Raw genomic sequence first — 12,296 nt, 5'->3', positions numbered from 1 at the left:
GGCCCGCTGACCCCCTCGGCACTGGGGCGCACGCCCTCCCTGGAGCAGCGTGGGAAACGAGAGCTCCCGAACGGATCCGTCCGCCGGGTCCCGTACCGGGAGCCGCACACGAGGAGCGGAACGATGACCGGAGACAAGGTGGAACGCAGGCACAGCTTGATCCCCGACTTCAGCGACTGGTTCGACCGCGAGTTCCCCGGGCTGCCCGGATGGCGCCCCGGCGCCGCCGCTCACTCCATCCCCGTGGAGGTCACCAGCGGCGACGGCGGTTACGTGCTGCGGGCCGAGCTGCCCGGGATGGAGCCGGAGGACATCACGATCACCGTCGAGGACGACACGATCACGATCAGGGCGGAGCACGGCGAGAGCGAGGAGGACAAGGAGCACTCGGAGTTCCGCTACGGATCCTTCCGCCGGACCCTGCGGCTCCCCGCCGCGATCCCCGCCGACGACGTGGACGCCTCCTACCAGGACGGCATCCTCACCGTCCGCCTCCCGATGCCCCAGGAGAAGGCCCGGACCGCACGCAGCATCCCGGTGAAGCGCGGGGAGAGGGGAGCGACGTCATGAACGCCAAGCGCGTGCTGGTCGCCTACGGGAGCAAGCACGGGGCGATCGCGGGCATCGCCGACGAGATCGGCAGGACGCTCCGCGACGACGGCGTCGACGCGGTCGTCCTGCCGGCCGACACGGTCACCGACGTGAGCGACTACGACGGTGTCGTGCTGGGCGGCGCCCTGTACGCCGGACACTGGAACGGAAAGGCCCGCCGTTGCGCCCGGCGCAACGCCGACCAGCTGCGGAACCGGCCCGTCTGGCTCTTCAGCAGCGGCCCCGTCGACAGCTCGGCCGAACAGCGGGACATCCCGCCCGCGCCCGGTGTCGCGCGCCGGATGAAGGAACTGGGAGCCCGCGAGCACATCACCTTCGGCGGCGCCATGACCGCCGAGACGCCCGGCCGCTTCGCCCGATCCATGGTCCGCCACGGCAAGGGCGGGGACTTCCGCAATCCGGCACGGATCCAGGAATGGGCGCATCACATCGGAAAGGAGCTCGGCGCCATGCGCTGAGCGGCACCGCCGCGGCATCCGGCCCTCCAGCCCCGGGTTCACCCCGGAGGCGGGAGGGCGCTTGCCGCCGGTTCGCCGTCGCCGCTCAGCCCGTCCCGGCCCGTCGCCGCGGCCTCTCGGCCGCCTCACGCCTCGCTATGACGTATCGCTGCGAATCGTTACGCGTCGTTCTCGGCGGCGGTGAGGTCGCACCGCACGTCCACCACGCCCTCGACTGCCCGCGCCAGCCGTTCCGCCACGGTGATGAGAGCACCGTCGCGGACCCGTCCGGACAGGACCACGACGCCGCCGTCGACCCGGACGTCGACCCGCTTCCCCGACAGCGGGAACAGGCGCTCGACGACCTCCCGCCGCACCTCCGCGGCGAGCTCGTCGTCCGGGCGCAGGAAGACCTTGAGGAGGTCGGACCTGCTGACGATCCCCTGGATCGTGCCGTTCGCGTCGACGACCGGCAGCCGCTTCACCCGGTGGGTGGCCATGAGGCGTGCGGCCTGCGGCAGCGACGTGCCGGGCCTGACGGTGACGGCGGGCGAGGTCATCAGGTCCTCGGCCCGGCGGGAGCCGGCCTTGGCCGTCGCGTCGAGCCGCCGTAGCTGTTCGACGAGCCCCAGGCGGTGGTCGTGCAACTCCTCCTTGAGGAGCAGGTCCGCCTCGGAGACGACGCCGAGGACGCGGCCTTCGCCCGCGATGACGGGGACAGCCGTCACGTTCCACCGCTGCATCGTGGTGACGATCTCCTTGAAGTCCGCGCCGGGCAGGACCGCGACGACCTTCTTGGTCATGACGTCGGTGACGGTGAACGGCTGTGGGGTCATCACTCGCTCCTCACGTGAAGCCCTCACCCCTGAGACTGCCGCCGGGCGGCGTGCGCCGCGAGGGCCGGACGGGTCACCCGATGGGTGCCGATCGGCCCGGTCCGGCCGACCGGAACGGCCACAGCAGTCCGTGCGCGGCAGCCGGTCCATCGCAGTCCGCCCCCTGGCCTTCGTCTGCGCCGTCCCGTCCGCGTCGGCCCCTCCGGGCGAACCGGTCCCGGTTGCGGCGCCCGAGGTTCGCGAAACCCTGGAAGAGACCGAGAGACCGAGAGACCGAGGGACCGAGAGACCGAGAGACCGAGAGACCGAGAGACCGAGAGACCGAGGGACCGAGGCACCGAGGGGCCGGTCGGCCCCGGTTGTGGGCCGATCGGCACGTGCGCCGTCGCGGCGGGACGGCCGAGCCTGGGCGTGCCGGCACATCCGCACCTGTGACAGAAAGGTGGGTGCCATGAAGGCAGCCGTCTCCCGGTGGCAGGGCCCGGTCGCATGGACGGTCCGCGGACCCGAGGACCCACCGGTCCGGGTGACCCGCACGGACCAGTCCGTGCCCCCGCCCCCGCGCGCGGTCGGCGGCTCAGCCGCCCACGCCGCCGGCCCGCCGGGTGCCCCATGAACGGCTCGCCCCCGGGAGCTCCGCTGCCCCGAGCGGTCGTCCTCGACACCGACGGCGTCCTGCTCGACTCCGCCGTCGTCCACGCGGCGGCGTGGAAGACGGCGTTCGACGCCTGCCTCGACGAGCTGGCGCCCGCGCCGGCGGAGTGGGTGCCGTTCGACGCGGACGCCGAGTACCGGAGGTTCGTCGACGGCAGGACGCGCTACGACGGGGCCGAGGCGTTCCTGACGGCCCGAGGCATCCGCCTCGACTCCGGGGAGCCGGGCGACCCGCCCGGCTGCGGGACGGTCTGGGCGGTCGCGGCCCGCAAGGAGGCGGCCTTCCTGGACCGGCTGGCCACGCGGGGGGTCGCCGCCTTCGACGACGTCGTGACGGCCCTCGGGGCTCTCCGCTCGCTCCAGGTGCCGTGCGCCGCCGTGTCGGCGTCCCGCCATGCCCGGGCGCTGATCACCGCCGCCGGGCTGGGCCCGTACCTCGCGGCCGTCGTCGACGGAGAGGACGCCGCCCGGCTCGGTCTCCCCGGAAAGCCGGACCCCGCGCTCTTCCTGCACGCGACCGGGCTGCTCGGTGCGGCCCCGAGCCGCACCGCGGTCGTCGAGGACGCGCTCGCCGGTGTCCGCGCGGCTCGTCACGGCGGTTTCGGTCTCGTCGTCGGCGTCGACCGCACGCCGGGCGGTCATGACGCCGCCGCCTTGCGGGAGCAGGGCGCCGACCTGGTCGTGGCCGACCTCGCGGCGCTGGTCCGCGAGGTGTGGGGTGAGCGCGTATGAGCACCGGCTGGACGTGGCGGTACGACCGGTACGAGCCGGAACGGGAACAGCTCGTCGAGGCGCTCTGCACCCTCGGCAACGGCCGCTTCGCCACCCGGGGTTCCGCTCCCGAGTGCGCCGCCGGCGGCGCCCACTACCCGGGCACCTACCTGGCCGGCTGCTACGACCGGCGCACGTCGGCCGTCGCCGGTGCGGAGGTCGAGAACGAGGACCTTGTCAACCTCCCGAACTGGACGCCGCTGTCGTACCGCTGCCTGCCGGACGACGGACCGCCGGGCGCATGGCTGACGCCCGACGCCGATGCCCTGCGGCACTACGACGTACAGCTCGACGTGCGCGGGGGAGTGCTCACCCGGAGCATGCTGTTCCGGGACGCCCGCGGCCGCGGACTGCGCGTCGGTCACACCCGCGTCGTGCACATGGGAGAAGCGCACCTGGCGGCGCAGCAGACCGTGTTCCGTGCCTACGGCTGGAGCGGAGCCGTCGAGGTGAAGAGCATGCTCGACGGCGCCGTCACCAATGCAGGGGTGCAGCGCTACCGGCACCTGGAGAAGGACCACCTCCGGGAGCACCGGACCGGCTTCACCTCCGACGGCGTCGCCTGGCTCACCTGCCGTACCGTCGACCCGGGCTTCAGGATCGCCCTCGCCGTCCGCACCGTCACCCGCCCCGCCCGTCCCGCGCGCGAGACCGCCAAGAGCACCGGCACCGTGCAGACCTACCGCCTGCCGATCGGCCCCGGCCGCTCGGCGACGGTGGTGAAGACACTGGCCCTGCGCGCGTCGACGGACCGCCCGGCCACCGATCCGCTCGCGGCCGCCCGCGACGACCTCGCCCTCGCCCCCGTCTTCCCCCGGCTCGTCGCCGGTCACCGGGCGGCCTGGCAACGCCTATGGGATCAGGGAGAGTTGCACGTGCCGGGAGAGGCGGGACGCATCCTGCGTCTGCACCTCTTCCACCTGCTGCAGACGCTCTCCCCGCACACGGCCGACCTGGACGTGGGCGTTCCCGCCCGTGGTCTGCACGGCGAGGCGTACCGGGGCCACGTCTTCTGGGACGAGCTGTTCGTCCTGCCCTACCTGGACCTGCACTTCCCCGAGGTGGCCAGGTCCCTGCTCCTGTACCGGTACCGGCGGCTCCCGGCGGCGCGCGAGGCGGCCCGCCGGGCCGGCGGCGTCGGCGCCATGTACCCCTGGCAGAGCGCCAGTTCAGGCCGGGAGGAGACCCAGGAACTGCACCTCAACCCGCGCTCCGGACGCTGGCTGCCCGACTTCTCCCGGCTCCAGCGGCACGTGGGTGCGGCCGTCGCCCACAACGTGTGGCGGTACGCGCGGACCACCGGAGACCGCGGGTTCCTGCACTCCGCCGGCGCCGAGATCCTGCTGGAGATCGCCCGCCACTGGGCCGGGGCAGCCGCCTTCGACACCGGCACGGGGCGCTACCGGATCCGCGGGGTCGTGGGCCCCGACGAGTACCACGACGCCTATCCCGGTGCCGCCGCCCCCGGCATCGACGACAACGCCTACACCAACGCGACCGCCGCCTGGGTGCTCGCCCGCGGCCTCGACCTGCTCGGCGAACTGCCCGCGGCCCGCCGCTCGGAGCTCTCGGAACGACTGTCCCTGGACGCGGGCGAACTCGCCCGCTGGGACGACGTCTCCCGCCGCATGTACGTGCCGTTCCACCAGGGCGTGGTGAGCCAGTTCGAGGGCTACGGGGACCTCGCGGAGCTCGACTGGGAGGCGTACCGCACCCGTTACGGGGACATCCGCCGCCTCGACCGGATCCTGGAGGCCGAGGGCGACACGGTCAACCGCTACCAGGCGTCGAAGCAGGCCGACACCCTCATGCTCGGCTACCTCTTCCGGCCCGCCGAGCTGTACGGCCTGTTCCGCCGGCTCGGCTACGAGCTCGACGACGAGGTGTGGCGGGCGACCGTCTCGTACTACCTGCGGCGCACCAGCCACGGCTCGACGCTCAGCAGCCTCGTCCACGGCTGGGTGCTGGCCCGGCAGATGGGCGCCGAGGCCTGGCGGTACTGCGAGGAGGCCCTGCTCGCCGACGTGGCCGACGTCCAGGGCGGCACGACCGGGGAAGGCATCCACCTCGGGGCGATGGCCGGCACGATCGACCTGGTCGAACGCGGGATCACCGGCCTGGAAACGGGGCCGGAAGGGCTCCGGGTGGCTCCGGTGGCCCTCGCGGAGATCCCCCGGTTCGCCTTCACCCTGTGCGTCGGGCGCCATCGGGGGGTGCGCCTGCGGATGCTCCCCGGGCGGCTGGCGGTCCGGGTGCCCGCCTCGCCCGAGGGCCCGCTCGCCGTCGTGCTCCCCGGCGGCCGGCGGCTCACCGTCGAGGCCGGACAGGAGCGTTGGTTCCGCCTGTGAGCAGCGCTCCCGCCCGTGAGGAGGGGTTCAGCCGAAGGTGAGCACGTCGGCGACGGGCCGGCGCGGTGTGGCCTGCCCCTGGGGGCCGTAGCCCAGGCGGATCACCATGTGGACGAAACCGATGGCCGAGCCGGGATCGCGGGCGTCGGAACGCAGTTCGGGCCATTCCAGCGGCTGGGACATGAGGGAGGTGGCAAGGCCGTCGAGGGTGGCCCGCAGAAGGACGCGTTGCATCGCCTGACCGGCCTTCAGCCAGTCCCGTGGCGTGTCCCCGACCGTGCCGAGCAGGGCGATCTGCGGCCTCTTCTCGAAGCGCGCCGACACCCGGCCGGGCACCCGTCCCGGAGCGCCGAAGTCCCTGACGGGCGAGGTCACGTCGTACTGCCGTGGACCGAAGGCGTACGAGGGAATGCCCTCGGCGTCGGAACCTTCCCCCGGCGCGCCCGTGCGCGTCCAGGCGGCGATCTCCGCGCGGACGGCCTCGTCCGCCGCCTCGAACAGCTCGGAGGTGTGCACGAGGTCCATGACGGTGTCGGTGTGCCACGCCCCGGGAACGACGAGCCGGCAGCCCTCCAGCAGGGCCGCGGCACGCAGCCCGCCGATCACCTCGGAGGGGACCTGCTCCTCGGTGAAGGGGAAGCGGCTGGTGTGCCGGCGTCGCAGCGCGGCATGCAGCGCGTCCAGTTCGTCGTCGGCGTCGTCGGGACCGTCGAGGCGCACGTCCGCGAGGTGCCACGGGTCGTCCGGAGAGGGCAGCAGCCGGACCGCGGGATGCCTGCCCCGGTGCGCGGCGGCGACCCGCAGCCCGAACAGCGCGGCGCCGCACCCGAGGTGCAGGGCGCGGTGGTCCGGGTCCTCGCGCGGCATGGCGCGCGACGGATCGCCGTGCAGCTCGATGACGCCGGTGCCCGCCCTGCAGACGAACTTCCAGGGCTGTGCGTTGTGCATCGAGGGAGCCGTGACGGCGTCCTCGATCAGCGAGGTCACGAGTGGTCGGGTCAGAGTGGTGGTGGTCACGGTTCGTCCCCTCTGAGGTGGGTCACCATGCGAGGTCGTGGGGAGTCCGGGTGGCGGACGTGAGACGCGTGTCGTCCTCGTGCCAGGTCAGCCGGTCCACGACGGCGACGACGCCGTCCACCCGCTCGGCGAGTCCGACGAGCATCAGGGCCTGGCTGCGCCGACGCACACGGCCGGCCAGCGTCACCACGCCGTCGAGGACGTGCGCGTCGACCGCGTCCGCGGGCAGGTCCGTGGCGTCCGTGAGGACGTCCTCGCGGAGCCGGCGCCGTATCTCCGCGTCCGGGCGGAGGTAGACGCAGAGCAGGTCACGGCGGGTCACGATGCCCACCAGCCGTTCCTCCACGTCGACCACGGGAAGGCGCTCGACCCCCAGGCGCACCATCAGCCGCGCCGCGTCGGCCACCGTCTCCTCGGCGTGGACCGTGACGGCCGGCGTCGTCATCAGGGCCCGTGCGGTCAGGTCGTGGTGGGCCAGGAGGTCGCTCTCGGAGACGACGCCGAGGACGTGGTCGTCCTCGTCCACGACCGGGACGCCGCTGATCTCGTGCTCGGCGAGCAGCCTGGCGATCTCCCGGAACGAGGTCCCGGGAACGGCGGAGACCACGTCGCCGGTCATGAGCCCGCCGATCTTCATGTGCTTCATCGCCGGGCCTCCTGTTCGAGGGCGAGGGTTCGGACGGTGTGCGCCGTCCCGTGTCACCACCCTCCATCGCGCGCACGGGGCCAGGGAGGGGCCGAACGGTCCACCCTCAGGACCGAACGGGCTCGTCACCGCCGCTCCGGCGGCCGGTCCCGACCCGATGGGGACCTTCGGGCCCCGCCCTTGCCCCCAGCGGCCCTGCGGCCGCCCGGGACCAGCTGCCAGAGTGGAAGGAAGCGCTGGGACCGCGCTGGGTGAAGCGGGTGGGGCACCGTGCGAGGAGCGGCGCGAGAGACCGCGTGGAGAACCGTGTGAGGAGGAGCCATGGGCGGAACGACAGCTCGTCCCGGCCTCGGCAGGATCGTCGTCGGCGTCGACGGATCTCCGTCCGCACGGACCGCGGCGATGTGGGCGGCGGCCGAGGCCGCCCTGCGCGGCAGCTCCTTGTGCCTCGTCCACGCGGCGGACACGGACGCACCGGCCCCGTTCCTGCCGCAGTCGGAGATCGTCAGGATCCGGCAGGCGGGCCGGGAACTGCTCGACCGGACCGCCGGGTCGATATCCGCGCGCCACCCCGAGCTGGCGGTCGTCACGGAACTCGCCGACGGCGCCGCCGCCGCCGGCCTGCGCCGAGCCGCCGCCCTGACCGGAACGATCGTCGTCGGCCACCGCGGACTCGGCGGATTCTCCTCCCTGCTGCTCGGATCGGTCGGTCTCGAGGTCGCGGCTGCCGCGACCACCCCCGTGATCGTGGTGCGCGGGGCGGCGGAGCCAGTCGAGGCCGGCGTGGTCCTCGCGGCCGTACGGAACGAGGCCGACGTGGGCTGTGCCCGTGCGGCGGCCGGCGAGGCCCTGCTGCGCAAGGTGCCGCTGCGGCTTCTGCACATCTGGGGCACGCCGCTGTCCGCCGGCTCGCGGGCCGCGCTGCGCAACGGCGGCGAGGAAACCGCCCGCGGCCACGTGCACGTGCTCGCCGCGATCTCCGACCGGATCCGGGACGAGTTCCCGGACCTGACCGTGTACGCCGACGGCCAGAAGAGCCACAGCGTGCCCGGCGCCCTCGTCGAGGCATCGCGCCATGCGGACCTGCTGGTCAGCGGCGGTCGACGGTCGCCCGGCTACCTCGGTCCCACCATCGGACGGACCACGCTCGGCCTGCTGCAGCACGCCCACTGCCCCGTGGAGCTCATTCCCCGGAGCGGGCCGGGACACGGCAGCACGTGAGGACACGTGATGACGGGCCGGGTGAGGACATCGAGGGTGAAGAAGACACCGAGCCCGTCGTGCCCCGGGGTTCCCCGAACTACCGCGAAGGGGCGCCCTTCTCGCGGTCGTGCTGGGGGTGCTCGGGGGTCTCGTGGTGCCCGTGTGCCTGTGCGGCGATGACGGCGGCCTGTACGCGGCGTTCGACGCCGAGCTTGCCGAGCAGTCGGGAGATGTGGTTCTTGACGGTCTTCTCCGACAGGTAGAGGCGCTTGGCGATCTGCCGGTTGGTGAGGCCTTCGCCGATCAGGTCGAGTACGGACCGCTCCCGCTCGGACAGTCCGGTGAGCCGTTCGTCCTCCGGTGGCTTCGCGGCCTCCGGGTCGCGGAGCGAGTGCATCAGCCGGGCGGTCGTCGCCGGGTCCAGCATCGACTGCCCGGTGGCCACGGTCCGTACCGCCGAGACGAGGTCGGAGCCCTTGATCTGCTTGAGGACGTAGCCGGCCGCGCCGGCCATGATGGCGTCGAGGAGGGCGTCCTCGTCGTCGAACGAGGTCAGCATCAGGCACGCCAGCTCGGGCATCCGGGAGCGGAGCTCCCGGCACACCGAGATGCCGTCGCCGTCCGGCAGCCGTACGTCGAGAACCGCCACGTCCGGCCGCAGGGCGGGACCCCTGGCCAGTGCCTGCTCCGCGGTCGAGGCCTCGCCGACCACCTCCAGGTCGGGCTCGTCGTCGATCAGGTCACGGATGCCGCGGCGGACGACCTCGTGATCGTCGACGAGGAACACCCGCGTGGCTGTGGCGGCTGTCGGCAGATCGGTCATGGCGTTCCCTGCGGTCGGTGGGTCCGTACCCGCCCCCACAAGGATTGTCCGTCATGGAGCGTCTCAAGGGGCGCCGAGGTCCATCCGGACGTCGACGACACCCTCCACCGCGCGCACGGCGCGGGCGGTCAGCGGTACCAGGGACCGGTCGGCGAGCACGCCACGCACGGTGGCCACGCCCTCCCGCACCGAGATGTCGAGCCCCGTCGGTGCGGCCGGCTCGCCGAGCACGGAACGGCGGATGTCCTCCTCGATCTCGGCGTCCGGGCGGAGGAAGACCTTCAGCAGGTCGCTGCGGCTGACCACGCCCTCCAGCATGCCGAGGTCGTTGACCACCGGCAGGTGCTTCACCCTCCGCTTGGCCATGATCCGTGCCGCCTCGGCGAGCGTGGCGTCCGCGTGGACGGTCATGACGTCCTCCTGCGACGGAGACCGAGACGGGGGCGGCGCGGTCCGTCCACGTACCTGCTGCCGTACGGGCCGGATGTGCGCCATCCGCACGTCAGGCGGGGTCCGGGCCTCGTCGTCGTTCTTCCTCCGCTATCAGTCTCAGCCCGCGCCCGCGCCGGGGTGGAGGGCTGGACGGCCCGCTTTTCGGGTACCGATCGGCCGCGCCCGACGGCAGGCGGCGCCGGGGCGCCCGGGGATGCCCATCGCGACCCGGCGCGACGGCCCCGATGGTGCGTCCGGTGCCTCGTCGCCCACCGCACCCGGGGCACCCGGAGGAAAGAGTCAGTCGAAGAGGGCGACGACTCCGTTCACCCAGACCGCGAGGAACGCGAGGGCCCCTACCAGGCAGCCGACACCCGCCAGCACACCGCCGACCGTCCGCGGCTCCGAGGGCGCCTCGTACGCCGCCTCCAGACCGTCCCGGTACGACGCGGGATCGTCCCAGTCGACGGGGTGCCCCAGCTCCTCGGCGCATGCGGTGCGCACCGCGACCAGCTGCCCCTCCGCGAAGGCCGTGGCGGCCATGCCCTCCGGGCCGCGCCAGGCGAGAGCCCTCATCCGCCACCCCGGAGACCCGTACCGTGCCTCGAAGGCCGCGGTCTCGTCCGCGTCGCGGTCCTCTTCGAGGTACATCCAGCGCCCGGCCTCCGCGACGTCGCCGTAGAGCCGGTACACCTCGGCCAGACGCCGGCGGAGCGTCAGGTCGTACGGGAAGGACGAAACGAGCCCGCGCAAACGCTGACGCGCGACGGGAACCCGGCCGGCGGCCAGGTCCGCGTCGACTCGGGCAAGGGTCTCTTTCACGGACATGAACGCATGATCGGGTACGGGACCGGCGCACGTCGACCGGGTTTGTCGCCCGGCAGCGGGCAGCGGGCGTGCTGTCGGTGACGCTCCCTGGGGCGGAGGAGCGGTCACCAGCCTGCGCGGTCATCCCATCAGTCGCCCGCGCACCGAGCGTGCCGCCCGTCGCACCGCGGAGCGGGTCTCCGGGCTGTGGTCGACGGCCTCGAAGCCGTGGTGGGCCGTGGGGACGTCGATGCGTTCGACCTCGGCGCCGGCCTCCTCCGCGACGGCGAGGAAGTGGTCGACCGTCGCCTGGAACATCGGGTGCTCCAGACCCGCCCTGGTCAGCACGATCGGCGGGGACGCCGCCGTCAGCCGGTCCGCCGGGCGGAAGCGGGCCTCCACCCGGCGCCAGTCCGGCAGCGGTGCCAGGACGGGATAGTTCAGGGCCACGCAGCGCAGCCACGGCGGCGGGGCCGCGAGCCAGTCGGCCACGAGCAGGCCACCGGCCGAGAAGAACCACAGGGCGATCCGGTCGGCGTCGACCCGCGGGTCCGCGCGCACCAGCTCCACCGCCTCGGCGACGTCGTCCGCCGCCCGCGGATAGTCCGCGAAGCCGTACAGCCGATGGTCCAGGGTCGCCCCGACCAGGCCGAGGTCCGCCGCGAGGCGGCCGTAGCCGAGGAAGAACGGCGAGTCCCGGGGCGTCGGCACCTGGTCCGGGGTGACCGGGCCGCCATGCACGAACAGTACGGCGGGGCGCGGTCCTTCGGCGTCCGGGAGATGGAGGTCCACCCGGCCCCGGCGCTCGCGCGGGCGCTCCGGCACGTCGAGCACGAAGGAACCGCCGTCCGCGGGCGGCGCGGAGTCGGGGAGCTTCAGGCGCACGCCCCCGTCGGCCGCCGCCCGCAGCAGGACATCGGCGAGCGGGCCGGGTGCGGAGAGCATCGGCCAGTGTCCGGTGGCGAGTTCGAAGAAGCCCACGTCGGGACCGGCGAGCGCGCGGAAGCGGGGCGGCCCCGACGCGACCAGCATCTCGACCATGGAGACCGACCCGCCGTTCGCCGTGCACAGCACACCGGTCACCGGCCGGTCGAACGGGCTGCCGGTCAGCCGCAGCGGCTCGGTGAGGGTCCGCACCGGCTGCGGCACGGCCAGCCGGTCGAGGCGTGCGACAGTCTCCTCGGTCAGCCCCTCCGTACTGCCCCAACGGCCCCACCCCGCACCCGAGGGCGCCGGCACCAGACCGGTCCCGTCCGCCTGCCCCACGGCGGACGGATCCGGCACGAAGGCGCTCGCCGGGTCGCCGTCCGCCGGCATCCCCGCATCCAGGTACACCACCCGGGCGCACCGCCCGGGCCGCCGGTCCGCGGCCCCGAGCACCGGATGGATCCCGTAGTCGTGGCCGACGAGCACCACCCGGTCGTGCCCGTCGACCGCGGCCTCGTCGACGGCCCGCACCACGTCCTCGACATGCGTCTCCAGACCGGTCCCTTCCGCCGGTGTCCCACCGGCCGCCGTCCCACCGGCCGCCGGCCCGTCCCCGCCCGCCATGCCGGTCAGTGTCACCGGATACGCGGCGGCCCCGGCCTCCCGCAGAAGCGCCGCGGTCTCCTCCCAGACCCACCCGCCGGTGAAGGGCCCCGACACCAGCACGAAAGCGGTCATCGTCACGTTCCTCTCCTCGTCCCGTCCGTCCGTTCCGTACGCGGG

Annotated in this window: 12 protein-coding genes; 5 read left to right on the top strand and 7 right to left on the bottom strand. The window is 73.7% G+C overall.

What is annotated here, in order from left to right:
- Positions 1-123 precede the first annotated feature (123 nt).
- A complete protein-coding gene (locus ACFVGS_RS00825) occupies positions 124-570 on the top strand; it encodes an Hsp20/alpha crystallin family protein (RefSeq protein WP_384409295.1) in 447 nt (148 codons plus the stop codon).
- Entirely contained in the window at positions 567-1,070 is a 504-nt protein-coding gene (locus tag ACFVGS_RS00820; protein ID WP_385689011.1) for a flavodoxin domain-containing protein, read from the top strand. The genes ACFVGS_RS00825 and ACFVGS_RS00820 overlap by 4 nt, the downstream gene beginning before the upstream one ends.
- Before the next feature lie 158 nt (positions 1,071-1,228).
- Here ACFVGS_RS00820 and ACFVGS_RS00815 read toward each other — a convergent pair whose 3' ends face one another.
- Entirely contained in the window at positions 1,229-1,885 is a 657-nt protein-coding gene (locus ACFVGS_RS00815; protein ID WP_384409291.1) for a CBS domain-containing protein, read from the bottom strand.
- 612 nt (positions 1,886-2,497) lie between these two features.
- Between ACFVGS_RS00815 and ACFVGS_RS00810 the strand changes: the two genes are divergently transcribed.
- Positions 2,498-3,271, top strand: coding sequence for an HAD family hydrolase (locus tag ACFVGS_RS00810; RefSeq protein WP_385689008.1), 774 nt, complete (start codon positions 2,498-2,500; stop codon positions 3,269-3,271).
- Positions 3,268-5,658, top strand: a complete 2,391-nt coding sequence (locus tag ACFVGS_RS00805) for a glycoside hydrolase family 65 protein (RefSeq protein ID WP_385689006.1) — start codon at positions 3,268-3,270, stop codon at positions 5,656-5,658. The genes ACFVGS_RS00810 and ACFVGS_RS00805 overlap by 4 nt, the downstream gene beginning before the upstream one ends.
- Positions 5,659-5,685: 27 nt before the next feature.
- On the opposite strand, the gene ACFVGS_RS00800 is transcribed toward ACFVGS_RS00805, so the two are convergent.
- Both ACFVGS_RS00800 and ACFVGS_RS00795 read right to left on the bottom strand, forming a co-directional pair.
- The gene (locus ACFVGS_RS00800; RefSeq protein WP_385689003.1) at positions 5,686-6,675 is read right to left on the bottom strand and encodes an Acg family FMN-binding oxidoreductase; all 990 of its coding nucleotides are present in this window, start codon (positions 6,673-6,675) and stop codon (positions 5,686-5,688) included.
- A 22-nt stretch (positions 6,676-6,697) separates the two neighbouring features.
- Positions 6,698-7,321, bottom strand: a complete 624-nt coding sequence (locus tag ACFVGS_RS00795) for a CBS domain-containing protein (protein ID WP_385689000.1) — start codon at positions 7,319-7,321, stop codon at positions 6,698-6,700.
- Positions 7,322-7,642: 321 nt separating this feature from the next.
- On the opposite strand from ACFVGS_RS00795, the gene ACFVGS_RS00790 reads away from it, so the two are divergent.
- Entirely contained in the window at positions 7,643-8,542 is a 900-nt protein-coding gene (locus ACFVGS_RS00790) for a universal stress protein (RefSeq protein WP_385688998.1), read from the top strand.
- A 79-nt stretch (positions 8,543-8,621) separates the two neighbouring features.
- Here the strand turns inward: ACFVGS_RS00790 and ACFVGS_RS00785 are convergent, their stop codons facing one another.
- The 4 genes from ACFVGS_RS00785 to ACFVGS_RS00770 form a co-directional block, all read right to left on the bottom strand.
- A complete protein-coding gene (locus ACFVGS_RS00785) occupies positions 8,622-9,347 on the bottom strand; it encodes a response regulator (RefSeq protein WP_385688995.1) in 726 nt (241 codons plus the stop codon).
- Positions 9,348-9,410: 63 nt separating this feature from the next.
- On the bottom strand, positions 9,411-9,758 hold the full coding sequence (locus ACFVGS_RS00780) for a CBS domain-containing protein (protein ID WP_385688993.1): 348 nt from the start codon (positions 9,756-9,758) through the stop codon (positions 9,411-9,413).
- A gap of 321 nt (positions 9,759-10,079) precedes the next feature.
- The gene (locus ACFVGS_RS00775; RefSeq protein WP_384409277.1) at positions 10,080-10,607 is read right to left on the bottom strand and encodes a DUF6584 family protein; all 528 of its coding nucleotides are present in this window, start codon (positions 10,605-10,607) and stop codon (positions 10,080-10,082) included.
- A 120-nt stretch (positions 10,608-10,727) separates the two neighbouring features.
- Complete coding sequence (locus ACFVGS_RS00770) at positions 10,728-12,251, bottom strand: alpha/beta fold hydrolase (RefSeq protein ID WP_385689502.1); 1,524 nt, start codon at positions 12,249-12,251, stop codon at positions 10,728-10,730.
- Between the last annotated feature and the right edge of the window lie 45 nt (positions 12,252-12,296).

This window comes from Streptomyces sp. NPDC127114, from assembly GCF_042677525.1.
Taxonomy (GTDB): domain Bacteria; phylum Actinomycetota; class Actinomycetes; order Streptomycetales; family Streptomycetaceae; genus Streptomyces.
The sequence above is the reverse complement of the archived record's forward strand: the minus strand, read 5'-3'. Positions and strand labels throughout refer to the sequence as shown.